The sequence below is a fragment of the Streptomyces sp. NBC_00353 genome (assembly GCF_036108815.1).
Taxonomy (GTDB): domain Bacteria; phylum Actinomycetota; class Actinomycetes; order Streptomycetales; family Streptomycetaceae; genus Streptomyces.
Map to the genome: position 1 here is coordinate 5,638,873 of NZ_CP107985.1, position 18,778 is coordinate 5,657,650.

The 18,778-nt window shown below is 70.8% G+C and carries 21 protein-coding genes; 10 read left to right on the forward strand and 11 right to left on the reverse strand.

The features are described from left to right. Positions 1–130: 130 nt before the first annotated feature. From OHA88_RS25525 to mshD, 4 genes are all read right to left on the reverse strand, one after another. Positions 131–1,123: an ABC transporter permease gene (locus tag OHA88_RS25525; RefSeq protein WP_328627208.1), complete on the reverse strand. Its 993-nt coding sequence runs from the start codon at positions 1,121–1,123 to the stop codon at positions 131–133. Next, positions 1,120–2,016, reverse strand: coding sequence for an ABC transporter ATP-binding protein (locus OHA88_RS25530; protein ID WP_328627209.1), 897 nt, complete (start codon positions 2,014–2,016; stop codon positions 1,120–1,122). Before OHA88_RS25530 ends, OHA88_RS25525 begins: the two co-directional genes overlap by 4 nt. After that, positions 2,013–2,420, reverse strand: coding sequence for a GntR family transcriptional regulator (locus tag OHA88_RS25535; protein WP_030925008.1), 408 nt, complete (start codon positions 2,418–2,420; stop codon positions 2,013–2,015). Before OHA88_RS25535 ends, OHA88_RS25530 begins: the two co-directional genes overlap by 4 nt. 131 nt (positions 2,421–2,551) lie before the next feature. Further along, positions 2,552–3,475, reverse strand: a complete 924-nt coding sequence (mshD, locus tag OHA88_RS25540) for a mycothiol synthase (protein ID WP_267004398.1) — start codon at positions 3,473–3,475, stop codon at positions 2,552–2,554. 233 nt (positions 3,476–3,708) lie between these two features. On the opposite strand from mshD, the gene OHA88_RS25545 reads away from it, so the two are divergent. From OHA88_RS25545 to OHA88_RS25555, 3 genes are all read left to right on the forward strand, one after another. Beyond that, positions 3,709–5,538 (forward strand): bifunctional metallophosphatase/5'-nucleotidase, encoded by a 1,830-nt coding sequence (locus OHA88_RS25545; RefSeq protein WP_328627210.1) that lies wholly within the window; start codon positions 3,709–3,711, stop codon positions 5,536–5,538. A gap of 95 nt (positions 5,539–5,633) precedes the next feature. Beyond that, positions 5,634–6,065, forward strand: a complete 432-nt coding sequence (locus tag OHA88_RS25550) for a DUF302 domain-containing protein (RefSeq protein WP_037822716.1) — start codon at positions 5,634–5,636, stop codon at positions 6,063–6,065. A 107-nt stretch (positions 6,066–6,172) separates the two neighbouring features. Next, positions 6,173–7,057: a phosphatidylinositol-specific phospholipase C gene (locus OHA88_RS25555; RefSeq protein WP_328627211.1), complete on the forward strand. Its 885-nt coding sequence runs from the start codon at positions 6,173–6,175 to the stop codon at positions 7,055–7,057. Between the two features lie 17 nt (positions 7,058–7,074). Here the strand turns inward: OHA88_RS25555 and OHA88_RS25560 are convergent, their stop codons facing one another. The 6 genes from OHA88_RS25560 to OHA88_RS25585 all read right to left on the reverse strand — a co-directional run bounded on the left by OHA88_RS25560 (position 7,075) and on the right by OHA88_RS25585 (position 12,554). Further along, the gene (locus tag OHA88_RS25560) at positions 7,075–8,484 is read right to left on the reverse strand and encodes a HAMP domain-containing sensor histidine kinase (RefSeq protein ID WP_328627212.1); all 1,410 of its coding nucleotides are present in this window, start codon (positions 8,482–8,484) and stop codon (positions 7,075–7,077) included. Beyond that, a complete protein-coding gene (locus tag OHA88_RS25565) occupies positions 8,481–9,212 on the reverse strand; it encodes a response regulator transcription factor (RefSeq protein ID WP_267004400.1) in 732 nt (243 codons plus the stop codon). The genes OHA88_RS25560 and OHA88_RS25565 overlap by 4 nt, the downstream gene beginning before the upstream one ends. Positions 9,213–9,251: 39 nt before the next feature. Next, positions 9,252–9,428 carry a hypothetical protein gene (locus OHA88_RS25570; protein WP_328627213.1) on the reverse strand — a complete coding sequence of 59 codons (177 nt, stop codon included), beginning with the start codon at positions 9,426–9,428 and terminating at the stop codon, positions 9,252–9,254. 11 nt (positions 9,429–9,439) lie between these two features. Further along, positions 9,440–10,564: a S1C family serine protease gene (locus OHA88_RS25575; RefSeq protein WP_328627214.1), complete on the reverse strand. Its 1,125-nt coding sequence runs from the start codon at positions 10,562–10,564 to the stop codon at positions 9,440–9,442. A gap of 103 nt (positions 10,565–10,667) precedes the next feature. Then, positions 10,668–11,714: a LacI family DNA-binding transcriptional regulator gene (locus tag OHA88_RS25580; RefSeq protein ID WP_328627215.1), complete on the reverse strand. Its 1,047-nt coding sequence runs from the start codon at positions 11,712–11,714 to the stop codon at positions 10,668–10,670. Between the two features lie 24 nt (positions 11,715–11,738). After that, positions 11,739–12,554, reverse strand: coding sequence for a response regulator transcription factor (locus OHA88_RS25585; protein ID WP_328627216.1), 816 nt, complete (start codon positions 12,552–12,554; stop codon positions 11,739–11,741). 306 nt (positions 12,555–12,860) lie between these two features. On the opposite strand from OHA88_RS25585, the gene OHA88_RS25590 reads away from it, so the two are divergent. The 7 genes from OHA88_RS25590 (at position 12,861) to OHA88_RS25620 (ending at position 18,339) form a co-directional block, all read left to right on the forward strand. Then, entirely contained in the window at positions 12,861–13,754 is an 894-nt protein-coding gene (locus OHA88_RS25590) for an alpha/beta hydrolase family protein (RefSeq protein WP_328627217.1), read from the forward strand. A gap of 41 nt (positions 13,755–13,795) precedes the next feature. Beyond that, the gene (locus tag OHA88_RS25595) at positions 13,796–14,050 is read left to right on the forward strand and encodes a MoaD/ThiS family protein (protein WP_267004405.1); all 255 of its coding nucleotides are present in this window, start codon (positions 13,796–13,798) and stop codon (positions 14,048–14,050) included. Positions 14,051–14,060: 10 nt separating this feature from the next. Beyond that, complete coding sequence (locus tag OHA88_RS25600; RefSeq protein ID WP_328627218.1) at positions 14,061–15,365, forward strand: hypothetical protein; 1,305 nt, start codon at positions 14,061–14,063, stop codon at positions 15,363–15,365. Between the two features lie 183 nt (positions 15,366–15,548). After that, positions 15,549–16,238, forward strand: a complete 690-nt coding sequence (locus tag OHA88_RS25605) for an LmeA family phospholipid-binding protein (protein ID WP_328627219.1) — start codon at positions 15,549–15,551, stop codon at positions 16,236–16,238. Positions 16,239–16,690: 452 nt separating this feature from the next. Continuing rightward, the gene (locus tag OHA88_RS25610; protein WP_267004408.1) at positions 16,691–17,536 is read left to right on the forward strand and encodes a sulfurtransferase; all 846 of its coding nucleotides are present in this window, start codon (positions 16,691–16,693) and stop codon (positions 17,534–17,536) included. 50 nt (positions 17,537–17,586) lie between these two features. Further along, positions 17,587–17,874: a DUF1416 domain-containing protein gene (locus OHA88_RS25615; protein ID WP_030925040.1), complete on the forward strand. Its 288-nt coding sequence runs from the start codon at positions 17,587–17,589 to the stop codon at positions 17,872–17,874. Between the two features lie 207 nt (positions 17,875–18,081). Next, on the forward strand, positions 18,082–18,339 hold the full coding sequence (locus OHA88_RS25620; RefSeq protein WP_328627220.1) for a DUF3099 domain-containing protein: 258 nt from the start codon (positions 18,082–18,084) through the stop codon (positions 18,337–18,339). Positions 18,340–18,348: 9 nt separating this feature from the next. Here OHA88_RS25620 and OHA88_RS25625 read toward each other — a convergent pair whose 3' ends face one another. Then, positions 18,349–18,711 (reverse strand): DsrE family protein, encoded by a 363-nt coding sequence (locus tag OHA88_RS25625; RefSeq protein ID WP_267004410.1) that lies wholly within the window; start codon positions 18,709–18,711, stop codon positions 18,349–18,351. Positions 18,712–18,778: the final 67 nt, after the last annotated feature.

Below are 18,778 nucleotides of genomic sequence, written 5' to 3' on the forward strand. Positions count from 1 at the left end.
GTCTGAATGGCCGGTAACGGCGACATGACGTGCAGGAAGCGGTGTGCGGGTGCGCAGTTGCGGCGACGGGGCGCCTGTGCGGGGTCCGGGCCGCCCCCTGTGCGGCCCGGACCCCGGTGGTCGGGGCGGATCAGCCGTGGCGGCGGCGCAGCACGCGGAAGGCGAGCGCGACGGCAGCGGCGGCGAGGACGAGCAGGATGCCGGTCTCGACCAGCTGGAGCGGCCAGAAGTGCGAGGCGGGGTGGTAGTCGATGAAGCCCTTGATGCCGCCCCGGTTGCGCAGGCAGCTTGTGAAGGACTCCGCCGAACCGGCCGGGATGCAGTCCTTCGAGTAGATCTCCTTGCCCGAGGCGGTGAGCATGCCCGACTCGGTGTACCAGGCGTCACCGCTCGGGTAGTCGCCACCGAGCGCGCGGACGGTCGGCCAGAGCTCGTAGCGGCGCTTGCCGAACCCGAGCATCACCGTGCCCAGGACGAGGGCCGTGAGGCTCATGGACAGGACGGTACGGCGTACCACCACGGCGCACAGGGCACCGACGGCCACGGCCAGCAGGGCGTAGGCGACGGCGGTCGGGCCGAGCGCGGGGTGGATACCGCTCTGGAACCAGCTCAGTCCGGAGGCGCGCGGGTTGCTCCCTATGCCCGACCAGCCCCATCGGTAGACGAGGACCAGAACGGTCATCCCGGCGGTCGCCAGGGCCGCAGGCAGGGCGAGCCGGGCCGCCAGCCACTGGGCCGGGGAGGCCGACTGGGCCCAGGCGAGCCGGAACGTACCGCTCTCCAGCTCGCGGGCGATCAGCGGTCCCGCGACGAAGACGCCGATGAGCCCGGCGAGCAGCAGGACAGCGGTACCGCCGTCCGCCAGATAGGTCTCGGTGGCTGTGCGGGCGTAGGTGGGCAGGTAGGAGCCGTCGCCACAGCGGGTGGTGTCGCCGTCGGCGCAGCGTTCGGCCGAGCTCGCGACCGCGACCCAGATCCGGAGCCCGACCACGATGCCGATGCCCAGCACCAGCAGCGCGCAGGCCGCCCACAGGGAACGGCGGTGCTGGCGGAGGAGGACGCGGACGGGGCCCCGCAACCCGGCGGCGGGTGTGACGGGCACACGCAGACCGATGGTGCTCATACGGCAGCCACCTCCCTGCCGGCCTCGGCGCTCGGCATCAGCAGCTCAGGTGCCTGCGGCGACCGCAGATGCGCCAGCAGCAGCTCCTCGAGCGACGGTTCCGCGATCTCCCAGGCCGAGTCGTCCACCGGGCCCTCCCTCCGTACCAGTGCGGTCAGCCGCCGTCCCGTCGTGCGGGACTCGACGACGGTGTGCGGTGCCAGGTCCCGTACCGGACCCGTCAGCAGGGCGTGCGCGGCGAGGATGTCCTCCGTCTCGCCGCCGAGGCGGACCCGGCCGCCGTCGACGAGCAGGAGGTAGTCGCAGGCGCCCTCCAGCTCGGTCAGGATGTGCGAGGACATCACGATGGTGGTCGCGTGCTCGGCCGCCTCCGCCATCAGGACGCCCATCAGCTGGTGGCGGGCGAGCGGGTCGAGGTCGGCCATCGGCTCGTCGAGCAGCAGCAGTTCGGCACGCTTGCCGAGTGCGAGGGCGAGCGCCAGGCGGGTGCGCTGTCCGCCGGAGAGCGTACGGACCCTGGCGTCCTTGGGCAGGTCCCCGATGACGCGCTCGGCGGTGGCCCGGTCCCAGGTGGCGGGGTTCAGCTCGGCACCCGCCCAGAGCGTCTCGGCGACCGTCAACTGCGGGTACAGCGGCTTGTCCTGGGCCACGAACGCCATCCGGGAACGCGCCTCGGCGGGCGTGGTGCCCAGGATCCGGACCGTTCCCTCGACCGGCCGCAGGAACCCGGCGGCGAGGGCGAGCAGGGTGGACTTGCCTGCGCCGTTGGGCCCGACGAGCGCGCACACGCGCCCCGTGGGCAGCCGGAAGGAGCAGTCTCGCAGCGCCCACCCCCCTGCCCCGCGCCGGTACTTCATACCGAGGCCGTTCGCCTCGATCGCAGCGCCTGTCATGTGTGGCTGTCCCCCTTGAACGTGCTGTCCAGTACGGCGGTGAAGAGCGCGTTCATGTCGTCGCGTTCCAGCCCCGCCTCCCGCGCTCGGCGGGCCCAGTCGGTGAGTTCCCCCCGCAGGGGCGTGTCCGTGGTGGCCGTGGAGCCGAGGGTCCGGCGCACGAACGTGCCGAGCCCGCGCCGGGCCTCGACGAGACCTTCGCGTTCCAGCTCGCGGTAGGCCTTGAGCACGGTGTTCGGGTTGATGGCGGTGGCCTCGACGACCTCGCGTGCGGTGGGCAGCCGGTCGCCGGGCTCCAGCAGGCCGAGACGCAGGGCCTGTTTGGTCTGCTGGACGATCTGGAGGTACGTGGCGACGCCGCTGCGCCGGTCGATGCGGAACTCGACCGCTGCGGACTCTGCCATGTTCACCCCTTTCACTAATTGAGTAGTGAAAGGGTGTCGGAAAGAAGGGGCGGCGTCAAGCGACGCCGCCCCGGGGAGAGCTGTGCCGCCCAGGACTCCGGGCGGGCTGCTCAGGACTCCGTACCGGCTGCTCAGGACTCCGTGCGGTACATCAGGTCCACCTCGTGGGTGGCGAAGCCCATCCGTTCGTACACCGTCAGGGCCGCCTTGTTGTCCGCGTCGACGTAGAGCATCGCGGTCGGCAGCCCCTCGGCGGCGAGATGGCGCAGCCCGATCGCGGTGAGCGCCTTGCCGAGGCCGCCGCCCTGTGCGTCGGGCCGGATGCCGAGGACGTACACCTCGCCCAGCTGCTCCTCGGCGTGCACTTTCGTCCAGTGGAAGCCGATCAGCTCGCCGCCGCGCTCGGCCAGGAAGAAGCCCTTCGGGTCGAACCACGGCTCGGCCTTGCGGTCGTCCAGGTCGCGCTGGGTGAGCGCCCCCTGCTCGGGGTGGTGGGCGAAGGCGGCACTGTTCACCGCGAGCCAGGCGGCGTCGTCCTGGCCGGGCACGAAGGTGCGGACGGTGACGCCCGGCGGCAGCACGGGCTCCGCCATGTCCAGCGGGCTCAAGGTGCGGCGCAGCTGACGCAGTTCACGGAAGAGCGAGAGGCCGAGGACCTGGGCGAGGTGGCGCGCCGCGGACTTCCCGCCGTGCGCCCAGACGCGCAGCCGCTTCCCGGTCGCGGCGAGCAGCGCGGCGCCCAGTGCCCGTCCGTGCCCCTGGCCGCGGTGTGCGGGGTGTACGACCAGCTCGGCGGCCGGCGCCTCGACGGGGTCGGTGTCCTCCAGCTGCGCGTACCCGACGAGGGTGCCGGAGCTGGTGAGCAGAAGGTGCCGCACACCCTCCCGGCGCCCGCCCCTGAGCTGCAGCCGGCCCTGCTCGGAGACCGCGGGCCTGCCGTCGGCGCGGGTCGCTTCGTCGAGCAGATCGAGGACGGCTCCGGCCTGGTCGGCGGAGAGCACGTCGAGCGTCCGGATCTCACGCCCGGGGGCGGGGAGGGGTACATCAGTCGTCATGCGTACGAGCGTACGGCGGGGCGGGGCCGTGAGGGGGGCAGTGAGGTGTCGCGGGGCTCGGCCATTGCCGTGACGTTTTCGACCGGATAGGTGCGAGATGCGGGCGGTGCGGGGGAGTTGATCCCCTTACCGACCACATGGCAACCGGTTCGTAACGCGAAACACCTGTCGCGCTACGCGCGTTGACTCTAGGCTGCGGGCCGAACCCTCCCGCTGAACTCACAAGGGGACCGATGTCAGCGACACCGCAGAAGAACCGTGCGTCACGGCGGGTGCTCGCCGCCGCGGCCGGGCTGGCCACCGTCGGCGCGCTCGTCGCGGCGATGCCGGCCGGCGCCCAGGACCGCGGTCACGGGCACCACACGCCGGCCAGCACCGTCGACGTGCAGCTGCTGTCCTTCAACGACCTGCACGGCAACCTGGAGCCGCCGGCCGGTTCGGCCGGCAACGTCACCGAGAAGCAGGCCGACGGCACGACGAAGACGATCCCGGCCGGTGGTGTCGAGTACCTCGCCTCCTCGCTGCGCACCGCGCGCAAGGGCCACCCGTACTCCATCACCGCGGCCGGCGGCGACATGGTGGGCGCGAGCCCGCTGCTGTCCGGGCTCTTCCACGACGAGCCGACCATCGAGGCGCTCAACAAGATCGACCTCGATGTGACGACCGTCGGCAACCACGAGTTCGACGAGGGCGCCGTCGAGCTGGCCCGCCTCCAGAACGGCGGCTGCCACCCGGTCGAGGGGTGTTACGAGAAGGACAGGACGTTCCAGGGCGCGGACTTCCCGTACCTCGCAGCCAATGTGACGGACGAGAAGACCGGCAAGCCGATCCTCAAGCCGTACACGGTGTGGAAGAAGAACGGCGTCAAGATCGGCTTCATCGGGGTGACCCTGGAGGGCACGCCGAACATCGTCACCGCCAACGGCGTCAAGGGCCTGAAGTTCCACGACGAGATCGAGACGGTCAACAAGTACGCCAAGGAGCTCGACCGGCAGGGCGTGAAGTCCATCGTCGCGCTCATCCACGAGGGCGGGGCCCCGGCCTCCTCCTCGTACAACTACAACTGCGACAGCCCCGGCGCCGGTGACGGCATCTCGGGACCGATCGTGGACATCGCCAAGGGCATCAGCCCGAAGGTCGACGCGCTGGTCACGGGCCACACGCACCAGGCCTACGTGTGCACCGTGCCGGACCCGGCGGGCAACCCGCGCCTGGTCACCTCGGCGTCGTCGTTCGGCAAGCTGTACACGGACACGACCCTCACGTACGACCGCCGCACCAAGGACATCGTGCGTACGTCGGTGAAGTCGTCGAGCTCCTCGAACCCGACCTCGGCGAATCACGTCGTCACCCGGGACCAGCCCAAGGCCACCGACATGACGGCCCTGATCGCCCGCTGGAACACCCTCGCGGCTCCCATCGCGAGCAAGCCGCAGGGCTTCATCAGCGCCGACATCAACGGCCGCGGTTCCACTGCCCCCGAGAAGCCGCTCGGCAACCTGATCGCCGACGCGCAGCTGGAGGGCCTGGCCCCGGCGGACAAGGGCGGGGCGGTCGTCGCCTTCATGAACCCGGGCGGCATCCGCGCGGACCTCGTGTACAAGTCGACCGGCAGTGAGGGCGACGGGGTGGTGACGTACGGCGAGTCGTTCACCGTGCAGCCCTTCACCAACATGATGAATGTCGTCGATCTGACCGGCGCCCAGCTGATCAGCGCGCTCCAGCAGCAGGTCAGCGGCGCCAACGAGGCCAGCCCGAAGATCCTTCAGGTGTCCAAGGGCCTCACGTACACCCTCGACATGACGAAGACGGGCGCGGCCCGCGTCGTCGTCGACACGATCAAGCTGAACGGTGCGGCGATCGACCCGGCCAAGACGTACCGCGTCGCGATGAACGAGTTCCTCGCGGGCGGCGGCGACGGCTTCGCGGCGCTCGGACAGGGCACCAACAAGCTGGTCGGCGCATCCGACCTGGACCTGTTCAACGCGTATCTGGCGGCGCACTCGTCGGCCGCGGCGCCGCTGGCCCCGCCGGCCACGGACCGGATCACGGTCATTCAGTAGCTCCGGCGATCGAGTGAGCGGGGCGGTGGGCCATCCGGCCCACCGCCCCGCTGTCGTCACGGGTTCGGGCCCGGGCCTCGCCTAGTGTCGGAAACATGACTGCAGAAGCCGAAGCAGACGCAGACGACGGCCTGGTCACCGTCGCCTGCAACGGGTCCGTCCGCGAAACGATCGACCGGCTCCAGGAGGCGATCACCGCCTCGGGCTTCCAGGTGTTCGCACGGATCGACCATGCGGACCATGCCGCCCGCATCGGCCTGGAACTCCGGCCGACCGAACTGCTCATCTTCGGCAAGCCGGAGGGCGGCACGCAGCTGATGCAGGACCGGCAGACCGCCGGGATCGACCTCCCGTCGAAGGCACTGGCCTGGCAGGACGCTGCCGGCGACACCTGGGTGACGTGCAACGACGCCTCATGGCTCGCCGCCCGCCACGGCCTGGGGCCGGCGAGCGAAGCGGGCGTCGCCGCGGTGGAGGCGAGCACGGTGGCGGCGGTACGCCAGGCGACGGGCCCGGCCACGGTCTAGGGGCGGCCGGGCGCCCCTGTCCCGGCGATGCGGCCCCGTTCCCGTTATGGCGTGTACCCGTCATACTCCGAAGGCTGACCCCCCACACAGCCGACGGAGGCACCCGCATGAGCACCCGCAGAACCTTCTTAACCGGCGCACTCGCCCTCTCCGCCACCGCTCTCGTCGGGACGGACCCCGCGACCGCCGCAGCCCGCCGGGCAGCTCTCACCACGCAGGACTGGATGGCCGGCCTCGCCGACGCCATCCCCGTGCAGCGTCTGACCATCCCCGGAACGCACGACTCCGGCGCCCGCTACGGCGGCCCGTGGACCGAGTGCCAGAACACCACCGTCGCCGAACAGCTCAGCAGCGGCATCCGCTTCCTCGACGTACGGTGCCGGATCACCGGCGACTCCTTCGCGATCCACCACGGAGCCTCGTACCAGAACCTGATGTTCGGTGACGTCCTCGGCGCCTGCTGGGACTTCCTGGCCGAGCACCCCACCGAGACCGTGCTGATGCGGGTCAAGCAGGAGTACTCCGAGGAGAGCGACGCCGCGTTCCGGCGGATCTTCGACCTGTACCTCGACGCCAAGGGCTGGCGGCCGCTGTTCCGGATCGACCCCGCGCTGCCCGCGCTGGGCGAGGCCCGCGGCAAGGTCGTGCTGCTCGCCGACAACGGCGGACTGCCCGGCGTCCGCTATGCCGATCCCGCACTCTTCGACATCCAGGACGACTACATGGCGGAGCCGTTCGCCAAGTACCCGAAGATCGAGTCCCAGTTCCGCAAGGCCGCGCAGCAGCCCGGGAAGCTGTTCATGAACTACGTGAGCACGGCGGCCCTGATGCCGCCCCGCTGGAACGCGGACCGGCTCAATCCGCAGGTGCAGTCGTTCCTCGACGGCTCCGCGGCGTCCGGCTGGACCGGGCTCGGGATCGTCCCGCTGGACTTCCCCGCCACCCGGCCCGGCCTGGTCGCATCACTGATCCGGCACAACCCCGGGGCCTGACCGGTCGCCGGGGCGGCTCAGGAAAACTCCGGCGGCGGCTGCGGGGCGCCCGGCAGGCGGATCGAGGCCTCAGTGCCACCGGTCGACGCCGGGCGCAGGACGATCTCGCCGCCCGCCTGCTGGACCGTGCGCGCCACGATCGACAGGCCCAGCCCCGAGCCCGGCAGCTGGCGGGCGGACGGCGAGCGCCAGAAGCGTTCGAAGACGTACGGGAGTTCCTCTTCGGGGATGCCCGGGCCCTGGTCCGTCACGGTCAGCTCCCCGCCGTGCAGGGCCACGGCGATCGTGCCGTGCTGCGGGCTGAACTTCACGGCGTTGTCGAGGACGTTGACGACCGCCCGCTCCAGTGCCCCCGGCTCGGCCCGTACGTACCAGGGTTCGAGGTCCGCGGTGATGGTCAGCTCCGGGCCGCGGAGCCGTGCCCGCTCCAGCGCGGCCGAGGCGATGTCGTGCAGGCCGACGACCTGGAGCGGGCCGGGCTGGGCCGCGTCCGGGCGGGCCAGTTCCTGAAGGTCGCCGATGAGCGACGCCAGCTCGGTCATCTGCGCCGTGACCGACTTCATCAGCGCCCTGCGGTCGTCCGGCGGGATCGGCCGGCCGGTCTCCTCGCTGCGGGCGAGCAGTTCCACGTTCGTACGCAACGAGGTCAGCGGCGTGCGCAGCTCGTGCCCGGCGTCCGCGATCAGCTGCGCCTGCCGGTCGCGGGAGGTGGCGAGGGCGGCAGTCATCGAGTTGAAGGAGCGGGACAGCCGGGCGATCTCGTCCTCGCCCTCGACCGGGATGCGGAGTGTGAGGTCCTCGGTGCGGGCGACATGCTCGACGGCCTCGGTGAGCTCGTCGACGGGGCGCAGGCCGGTGCGGGCGACCCACAGCCCGGCGGCGCCCGCGCCGATGACACCGATGCCGGAGACGGAGAGGAGGACGAGCGCCAGCTGGTCGAGGGGGTCGGTGACCTGTTTCATGGGCAGGGCCACGGATACGGCGATCCCGGGCTGACTTCCCGGACCGTGAACGGTCGAGGTGTAGACGCGCATCTCGGTGCCGTCCTTCGCCTCGGTGGTGTGCACCGCGTCGGTCCGCACCCCGGCGGCTACGGCCCGGTCGGCGAGCTGCACCGGGATCGGGGACTTCTCCGGCTGGGTGCAGGGCGTCGTACTCGTCGCCAGCACCAGCTGGAGCGTGTAGGGCGTGGGCAGGATCCGGACTCCGTCCGGCTCGGCGCAGGCCCGCGTGAGAACGTCGACGTCGGCCCCACTGGGACGGACCTGTTGCAGGCTCGAGTCGAGCTGCTCGATCAGCCGGTCCCGCGTGGTCAGCCAGCAGGCCAGGGCCACCGCCGCCACCGCGACCGCCACGGCGGTCGCGACCAGCATCGCCAGCCGGGAGCGCAGCGGCAGCGCGCGGATCCGGTGCAGCGGGCCCGTCACCCGTCACCCCCGCCGGCCCGCAGCGCGTACCCGACGCCCCGCACCGTGTGCACGAGCCGCGGTTCACCGCCCGCTTCCGTCTTGCGGCGCAGGTACATCACGTACACGTCCAGGGAGTTGGAGCTCGGTTCGAAGTCGAAGCCCCAGACCGCCTTCAGGATCTGCTCGCGGGTCAGCACCTGCCGCGGGTGGGCCAGGAACATCTCCAGCAGGGTGAATTCGGTCCGGGTCAGCTCGACGCGGCGCGAGCCGCGGGTGACCTCGCGGGTGGCGAGGTCCATCCGCAGATCGGCGAAGGACAGCACATTGTCGTCGGGGACGTCGCCGCCCGCCGCGGCCGCGTACGAGCTGCGGCGCAGCAGGGCCCGGATGCGGGCGAAGAGCTCGTCCAGTTCGAAGGGCTTGACCAGATAGTCGTCGGCGCCGGCGTCGAGCCCGGTGACGCGGTCGCCGACGGTGTCGCGGGCGGTGAGCATCAGGATGGGTGTGGTGGCGCCGGTGGAACGGATGCGGCGGGCGGCGGTCAGGCCGTCCATCCGCGGCATCTGGATGTCGAGGACGATCAGATCGGGGGCGTACGACTCCGCCTTGGCCAGCGCGTCGATTCCGTCGACGGCGACCAGCGTGCCGTATCCCTCGAAGGCGAGACTGCGCTGCAGGGCCTCGCGCACGGCCGGCTCGTCGTCGACGATCAGGATGCGCTGCGGATCGTCTTCGGCGGGACTCATCGCTCGTCGTCCTCTTCTCTCTGCTCTGCCGGGGTGCCTTCAGCCTGTCACGGCCGTGGCGCGGCGTCGCGCGGCCCGGCGCCTGCGGCCGGTGGTGACCGTGGTGGTCGCACGGGGTTCCGGGGCGTGCCGGGCCGTCGCGGCGGACCGGGCCGTCGGCGCGAGCGGCAGCGCCAGGTCCGCCGGGCCGATGGGGGTGTCGGACGGGTGGTTCATGGCTGATCTCCTCAGGAGCCGTTGCCGGCCCGCAGTGTGTCCAGGTCGGCCTTGAGCGTGTTCACCGGGATGGCGAAGCCGAGACCCACGCTGCCCGCGCCGGAGCTGCTCGATCCACCGGACGAACTCGCGTTGTACATAGCGGAGTTGATGCCGATGATCTCGCCGTTCATGTTGATGAGCGCACCGCCGGAGTTGCCGGGGTTGAGCGAGGCGTCGGTCTGGATGGCCTTGTACGTGGTGGTGGAGTTGCCGGTGTCGCCGTTGAACTGTCGTCCGCCGAACTCGAACGGCCAGTCACTGCCGCCGCCCTGCTGCCCCTGCCCCTGACCGTCCTCACTGTCCTTGGCGACGGTGACATCACGGTTCAGCGCGGAGACGATGCCGCTGGTGACGGTGCCGGTGAGGCCCTCGGGCGAGCCGATCGCGACGACCTGGTCGCCGACCTTGATCCCGGAGGAGTCGCCGAGCGTGGCCGTCTTCAGCCCGCTGGCGCCTTCCAGATCGATCAGCGCCAGGTCCTTGTCGGCGTCGGTGCCGACGACCTTCGCGGTGTACGTCCTGCCGGTGCTCAGCGTCACCTTGATCGACGAGGCGCCCGCGATGACGTGGTTGTTGGTGACGATCTCACCGTCGGACGTGATGATCACGCCGGAGCCGGTGGACTCGCCCGCGGTCGACGTCGCACCGATCTCGACGATCGTCGGCGACACCGCCTTCGCGACACCGGCGACGGTGCCCGCGCTGCTCTGCGAGACGGTCGTGCCGCTGACCACCGAGCTGCTGTCGGTGCCGCTGGAACCGGTGCCGGTGAACTGACCGACGGCGGTGGCGGTGACACCGCCGACGACCGCCGCCGCGACGGCCACGGCTGCCAGCAGGGCGACCGGCCGCTTGGCCCGGCGCTTGTGCCCGGACGGCTGGGGGGCGGGCTGCGGCAGCCCCTGACCGAAGCTGCCGTAGCCGTCGCCACCACCGTGGCCGGCGCCGCCGCTGCCGGGCCACACGGTCGTTCCGGGGCCCGTGGAGATCGGCTGCGCGGGCTGGTGCGCAGGCGGCGGCGGGTAGGCCGCGTCGCCGTTGCCGTACGAGGGGTACATCGGGTACTCGCCGCTCGGGCGCTGGCTCTCAGTCATGTCCCCGACTGTGTCCAGCGAACATGAGAGAAGCCTGAGCACGTCCTGAGAAGCCCGGCAGAACCTCGTATGCCCGATATAAAGGCTGTACAGGCGTCGCCGCCTACCGCCCCTGACCGGCCGCCGGCTCCCCGCACCCGCACGATTGCCGCACCACCAGCGCCGACGGGAACTGCTTGAGCCGCTCCCGCCGGGACCCCGACACCCGCAGCGAGTCGTCGAGCACCAGGTCCACCGCGGCCCGTGCCATCGCCGGGCGGTCCGAAGAGATCGTGGTCAGCGGCGGATCGGTCAGACCCGCTTCCTTCACGTCGTCGAAGCCCGCCACCGCGAGCTCCCCGGGCACATCGATCCGCAGTTCGCGCGCAGCCCGCAGCACCCCGATGGCCTGGTCGTCCGTCGAGCAGAAGATCGCCGGCGGGCGGTCCGGGCCGGCGAGCAGCCCGAGCGCCACCCGGTAGGCGTCGTAACGGTTGTACGGGGCCTGGAAGAGCCGGCCCTCCGTCGACCGTCCCGACTCGTGCATCGCCCGCCGCCAGCCCTCGACGTGGTCGGCGACCGGGTCGCCGACCGCCGGGGTCGTCTCCATGCCGCCGAGGCACGCCACGTACGCGTTGCCGTGTTCGAGCAGGTGCCGGGTGGCCAGCTGTGCGCCGCCGATGTCGTCCGTGACGACCGCGACGTCGTCGATCGCCTCCGGCCGCTCGTGCAGCAGCACGACCCGCGCGTCCCACGCCTCTATCTCGGCCGCCGCCCGCTCGCTGGGGCCCTGGCTGACCAGGATCAGCCCGGAGACCCGCATTCCGAGGAAGGCCCGCAGGTAATGGACCTCGCGTTCGTCGCGGTAGTCGGAGTTGCCGACGAGGACCATTTTGCCGCGCTCGGCCGCGGCCTGTTCGACGGCGTGCGCCATCTCTGCGAAGAACGGCTGCCGGGCGTCCGGAACGATCATTCCTATGAGATCGGTCCGCCGCGAAGCCATCGCCTGCGCGACCCGGTCGGGCCGGTAACCCAGCTCTTTGATCGCGCCGAGTACCCGCTCGCGCGTGGCCGGGGCGACCGGCCGGGGTCCGTTGTTGATGACGTAGCTGACGACCGCGGTCGACGTCCCCGCCAGTCTCGCCACATCGTCCCGCGTCACCTTGGCCACGCGCGGCAGTCTACGCGGATGGAACTACCTCTTGGCAGGCCGGACCGGGGCTTCTTCCGTGACCTCGGCTACCTCCGAGTGCCCCGGACGGGTGACGGGTTCGGCCGGTGCGGCCGCCGCAGTCCTCTCCGCCGCCTGGGCCTTGGCCTCGCCGGCCGCACGCTCCACCTTTTCCGGTGCGACGAAGCGGTAGCCGACGTTGCGGACCGTGCCGATCAGCGACTCGTGCTCGGGGCCGAGCTTGGCGCGCAGCCGCCGGACATGGACGTCGACCGTCCGCGTACCGCCGAAGTAGTCGTAGCCCCAGACCTCCTGGAGCAGCTGGGCGCGGGTGAAGACCCGTCCCGGGTGCTGCGCGAGGTACTTGAGGAGTTCGAATTCCTTGAAGGTCAGGTCGAGGACCCGGCCCTTCAGCTTCGCGCTGTACGTCGCCTCGTCGACCGACAGGTCGCCGTTGCGGATCTCCATCGGGGAGTCGTCGGAGGTGAGCTGCTGCCGGCCGGTGGCGAGCCGCAGCCGGGCCTCCACCTCGGCCGGTCCCGCCGTGTCCAGCAGCACGTCGTCGATGCCCCAGTCGGCGGTGACGGCCGCGAGACCGCCCTCCGTCACGACGAGGATCAGCGGGCAGCCCGGTCCGGTGGACCGCAGCAGCTGGCACAGCGACCGCACCTGCGGCAGGTCGCGGCGGCCGTCCACCAGGATGACGTCGGCACCGGGGGTGTCGACGAGAGCGGGTCCTTCGGCGGGGGCCACCCGCACGCTGTGCAGAAGCAGACCGAGGGCGGGAAGCACCTCCGTCGACGGCTGGAGGGCATTCGTCAGAAGCAGCAGTGAACTCATCGCCGCCCACCTGCCCGGGTCGTCGGTCGATGATCGTGCACGGTTTGCTCGCCTTGCTCGCCCATTACGTCGGTCCTCCTCGTTCCCTGCGAGAGGGGCACTCCCGGGCGGGGCCCGGGGGAGTATGCGGCACTTCTTCGTACGGTTCGGTGCGGCCGTACGACATCTGTCATACGGGTTTTACGGTGCGGCCCCACGCCCTGGGACCGCTGAGCTTGTCGAAACGTCGTCGTAACAACGCGCGGAAAGCACAAAAGGACCCGGGGGCTGCATTGCCCGGATCCTCTTCCCAGCAGAATAGCCCACATGAGTTCTGTGTCCGAGAGTTCGTTTCGGAGTTCTTCTGTTTGCTTGATCACCCCGGGAGCCCGGCGTACGACATTGCGGACGGATGACGGGCTGTCGATCGAGGCGGTGTACGAACCGTGTACGGCCGGTGCCGGACCTGCCGCCGACCCGGCCGCCGCCGATACGGCGATCGTGGTCGCGCACGGTTTCACCGGATCGGTGGACCGGCCCGCCGTGCGGCGCGCGGCGGGTGTGTTTTCCCAGCGTGCGGCCGTGGTCACGTTCTCCTTCCGGGGGCACGGGGGGTCCGGCGGCCGGTCGACGGTGGGTGACCGCGAGGTGCTGGACCTGGCCGCCGCGGTGGCCTGGGCGCGCTCCCTCGGGCACCGCCGGGTGGTTACGGTCGGATTCTCGATGGGTGGTTCTGTAGTGCTTCGGCACGGCGCGCTGTATACGGCACCGGGCACGACTGCGGCCACGGAACAGCTGCCCCGTACGGTTCCCGCGCACGGGGGGCGCACAGAAGCGCACGCGGATGCAGTGGTTGCTGTGAGTGCTCCCGCCCGTTGGTACTACCGGGGTACGGCTCCGATGCGACGTCTGCACTGGGTGGTGACCCGGCCCACCGGCCGGCTGGTCGGCCGGTACGGATTCCGCACGCGGATCGACCACAAGGAGTGGAACCCCGTGCCGCTCTCCCCGGTCGATTCGGTCCCGCTCATCGCCCCGGCCCCGCTGCTGATCGTGCACGGCGACAAGGACCCGTACTTCCCGCTCGACCACCCGAGAATGCTGGTGGACGCGGCACAGGGCCGCGCCGAGCTGTGGCTGGAGCGGGGCATGGGGCACGCCGAGAACGCAGCGGACGAGAACTTGCTCACCCGTATCGCGGACTGGTCGGTCGCCGCGTGATTCATGATGGACAGCTGACGCGAGACGAAGGGAGCGCCGCCATGCCAGCGGGAACGATCCGCTACTGGGCCGCCGCCAAGGCGGCCGCCGGAACCGCGGAGGAGCCGTACGCGGCTGCGACGCTCGCCGAGGCGCTCGACGCGGTGCGTGAGCGGCACCCCGGTGAGCTCACCCGAGTGCTGCAACGGTGCTCGTTCCTGATCGACGGTGACCCCGTCGGGACCCGCGGCCATGAGACCGTACGCCTTGCCGAGGGCGGCACGGTCGAGGTGCTCCCGCCGTTCGCAGGAGGGTGAACCGCAGAACATGACCAGCAGCGATCAGCAGCAGCCGTACGGACAGGAGTCCGGGGCCGGGTACGGTCACGCGTACGGACAGGGGCAGGGGCCGCAGACGTACGGCGAGCAGCCGTACGGGCAGCAGGCCCCGTACGACCCGGACAACCAGGCGTTCCAGGACCCCGGTGCCACGCAGACGTGGGAGGGGCAGACCTGGGACACCCAGTACCAGCCGACCGTCCGGCCCGCACAGCACCGGCCGCAGTACCAGCAGCCGCCGTACGACCAGCAGCAGCACGACCAGCAGTACGGGCAGCAGCAGTACGAGCAGCCGTATGCCCAGCAGCACTACGAGCAGCCGTACCCGGTCCGGCCGGCGCAGCCGCAGCAGCCGGTCGCCACGGCCGCCGCCGACGCCCGTCCCACTCCGCAGGGCGCCTCGGGCTCGTATCCGCTGCCCCCCGAGGCCCCGGCTGTCGCGGTTGCCGAGGCGGCCGCGGCCGATGTCACCCCGGACACCGCGGCGGGGCCCGACACCTCCGGTTACAGCGCGCCCACCACTCTGGGCAACAGCCGTGTCACCGATGCCCAGCGCGCCCGCGCCGAGGGCCGTTCGCCGATCATCGCGCCGGGCATGCAGCCGGCCGCGATCACCGCGGGTCTCGGGCTGCTGCTCGCCCTCGGTGCCGCGATCGGGCAGTACGCCCTGTTCGTGCCGCTGGTGCTGCTCCAGGCCGTGACCGCGGCGGGCTGGTTCCGGCTGAACGGCATGTGGCCGGCCCGGCAGGGCATCGCACTCGCCTTCGCCGGTGGGTTCGTCGCCGATGTCGTACTGCTCGCCGCAGGGCGGGCCAACGCCCCTGCGGCGATCCTCGGCACCCTCGGCATCTGGGTGCTGCTCACCGTCGTCCTCCAGCTCCGCAGCCACGCGGGCGCCGACGAGCGGATGTACGGGCTGATGGCCACCGTGGCCTCGGCGGCCCTGGCGATCCTCGCCGCCGGGCATCTCGCGGCGGTGCCGGACGCGGTGACGGTGGGCGGTGCGGCCGTCGCGGTCGCCGTGCTCGCCCGCGCGCTGCCGCTGCCCGGGCCGGTCTCGGTCGTGGTGGCGCTGCTCGCCGCCGCGGGCGCCGGTGCCGCGGCAGGCGGGCTCACGGACCTCGGCGCGAAGGGTGCCCTCCTCGGGCTCGCGGCCGGCGGCTGCGCGCTGATCGGGCTGCGGGTGGCCAGCTATGACTACCCGTCACGTTTTGTGCACATGACCGCCGGCGTGGCGCTGCCGCTGACCGCAGCGGCGCCCGCCGTCTATCTGATCGGCCGGGCGCTCTCCTGACCCGGCACGACCCCTGCGTCCCACACGCCCCGGCGTGTCCCGGGCCGATACCTGTGTATCGGCCCGGGAACCGGGGAGAGCCCCGGCTCGTCGATCACCCCGGGGGTGCCGTGCAGCCGCAGTAGGCTCACGGACACCAGGCGGGTCCGGCCGGATCGGATGCAGGGTGGGGGAAGAACAGGCATGCGCGCACTGCGAATACTGCTGGTCATGGTGGTGGTGCTGGGCGGCATCTTCATCGCCGTCGACCGGGCGGCGGTGTACTTCGCCGAGTCGGAGGCCGAGGGCAGGGTCGAGATCAGCGGCTCCACGGTCGACTCGACGGACATCTCCATCAAGGGTTTCCCGTTTCTGACGCAGGTCGCCGGATCCGCGCTCGACGAGGTCGACATCAAGCTCACCGGCATCGAGACCGACGCCGGCGGCCGCAGGATCCGGATCAGCGAGATGAACGCCGAACTCCACGACGTCACGCTGGCCGACGGCTTCTCCAGCGCCACCGCCGCCCGGGCCACCGGCACGGCGACCGTCTCGTACGAGGACCTGACGCACGCGGCCGACGACGGCGTCGTCGTCCAGTACGGGGGCAACGGCAAGGTGAAGGTGACCGGCGCCGTCGAGATCCTCGGCCGCACGCTCACGCGCAGCGTGACCTCCACCGTCACCCTGGTCGACGGCCACACCATCCGGGTGCACGCGGACAAGGTGCCGGGTGAAGGCATCCCCGGCCTCGAGGGCCTGGTGCGCAGGAAAACCGACTTCGAGCGGGAGATCGGGGCCCTGCCGAACGGCCTGAAGCTGCAGAGGATCGAGCCGACGAAGACAGGCCTGGAGATCTCCGTGACGGGCTCGGACATCCCGCTCGGCGGATAGGCGGTCCGATACGTAAGGCGTGCCGCGGCCGGGTAGGAGCCCCGACAGTCACTGCGCCACATAATGAGACGGACGCGTCCGGCCCGTAGATGACCGAGGGGTCCGCTCGGCCCCGGTCCGGTCCGCGCGGCGCGGCAAGCTTGCTCTTGTCCCGCATTGTGGACGATCGTGTCTCATGATACGACACAACGGTGACATGCCCGCCGGTACGTCCCTACGATCGGACCCATGAAGCGACAGGCGGATCTCACGAAGCGGCGGGCAGTAGACCTGTGCCGCATCGCCGCCATGCTCTGTCGCACCATCTGAGCGGGATCGTCGCATCCCGCATTCCCGGCCCTTCGACCACTGTCAGGGCCCACCCCCGTGCATGTGTGTACGCGCAAATACTGCGCCCCGTACATCTCGCATCACGCACCATCTCGCCGCAGACTGCCCCGGAGGAGAACAGAATGAGCCGCAGTGACGTCCTGGTAGACGCCGACTGGGTCGAGGCCCACATCGACGACCCGAAGGTCGCCCTCGTCGAGGTCGACGAGGACACCTCGGCATACGAGAAGAACCACATCAAGAACGCCATCCGGATCGACTGGACCAAGGACCTCCAGGACCCGGTCCGCCGTGACTTCATCGACCAGGCCGGCTTCGAGAAGCTGCTGTCCGAGAAGGGCATCGGGAACGACACCACGGTCGTCCTCTACGGCGGCAACAACAACTGGTTCGCGTCCTACGCGTTCTGGTACTTCAAGCTCTACGGTCACCAGGACGTCCGCCTGCTCGACGGCGGCCGCAAGAAGTGGGAGCTGGACTCCCGCGACCTGGTCGACGGCGACCAGATCCCGTCCCGCCCGGCCACCGAGTACAAGGCCAAGGCCCAGGACGAGTCGATCCGCGCCTACCGCGACGACGTCGTGGCCGCGATCGGCAACCAGAACCTGGTCGACGTGCGTTCGCCCGACGAGTTCAGCGGCAAGCTGCTCGCCCCGGCGCACCTCCCGCAGGAGCAGTCGCAGCGCCCCGGCCACGTGCCGAGCGCCCGCAACATCCCGTGGTCGAAGAACGCCAACGACGACGGCACGTTCAAGTCGGACGAAGAGCTCAAGGCCCTCTACGAGGCCGAGCAGGTCGACCTGGCGAAGGACACCATCGCGTACTGCCGCATCGGTGAGCGTTCCGCGCTCACGTGGTTCGTGCTGCACCAGCTGCTCGGAGTCGAGAACGTCAAGAACTACGACGGCTCCTGGACCGAGTACGGCTCCCTCGTGGGTGTGCCGATCGAGCTCGGCGCCAACAAGTAACTCCGCACGACCTGGACCAGCACGACCCCCGACCAGAAGGACAGAACACCATGTGTGGAGCAAAGGCCGGCGGCCCCGACGCTTCGACCATCAAGCCCGGTGAGACCACCATCCAGGGCAGCGTGACCCGCGACGGCGAGCCCGTCACCGGCTACGTCCGCCTCCTGGACTCGACCGGCGAGTTCACCGCGGAGGTCCCGACCTCGGCGACCGGGCAGTTCCGCTTCTACGCGGCCGAGGGCACCTGGACGGTACGCGCCCTCGTCCCGGGCGGAAGCGCCGACCGCACAGTCGTCGCACAGACCGGTGGCCTCTCCGAGGTGGCCATCGCCGTCTGATTCGCGGCACAGACCGGCCGGAGGGCCGTACCCCAGGGGGTTGGACGCCTTCTGAACCGGGGTACGGCCCTTCGCGCCGTTCACGGTGGTCTCGGCGGTGGCGTTCATGGGCCCGGGCGCAGTGGTGCTCGCAGGGGTGTGCGCAGCGCGGTCCGCAGGGCCGTCCGCGCTGTTCGCGTGCGCCCGGATCGGGCCTACGCTTGAGTTATGTACGCCCGGCGCCGTCGCAGCTATTTCCTGCTGATGGGCGGATGCATCGTTCTGTTCGTGTCCGCCTGGGCCGTCGTACGGCTCTGGTCGATGCCCGTCGCCATAGGAATGTGCGTGGTCGCCATGGTCATCCCGCCGATCGCGGCGATGGTCGCCAACCGGCGGGGACCGGAGGACCGCTGGTGGGACGACCCCTCGGGCGACCCGAAGTCGGACGAGTGGTGGGACGAGCTCGACGGCAAGAAGCGCCAGTAGACAGCTGCTTCAGTAGACGAGGGCCTGGACGCCGTCGGCCATGATCTCGCTGACGAAGACCTGGGCGCCCGCGATCCGTACGCCTTCGAGGACATCGTTCTCGGTGATGTCGCGACGCGCGGCGCACTGCGTGCAGAGGGTGATCAGGCCGGCCGCCTGAATCGACTCGATCAGATCAGGCAGCGGTGCGGCGTGCGGCAGTTCGAACTCGGCGGCGCGGCCCGGCAGGGCGAACCACGAGGATTCGCCGGTCAGCCAGAGCGAGACCTCCACACCGCTGGCGACGGCGACCGCCGCCACCGTGAACGCCTGTGAGCAGCGCTCGGGGGAGTCGGCACCTGCGGTCACCTTGATCACGAGCTTCTTCTGCATATGCCGAACTGTAATCGCCGCCGGTACAACCCCACCCCCTTGCGAGGGGTCAGTTGTGTGCGCAGGT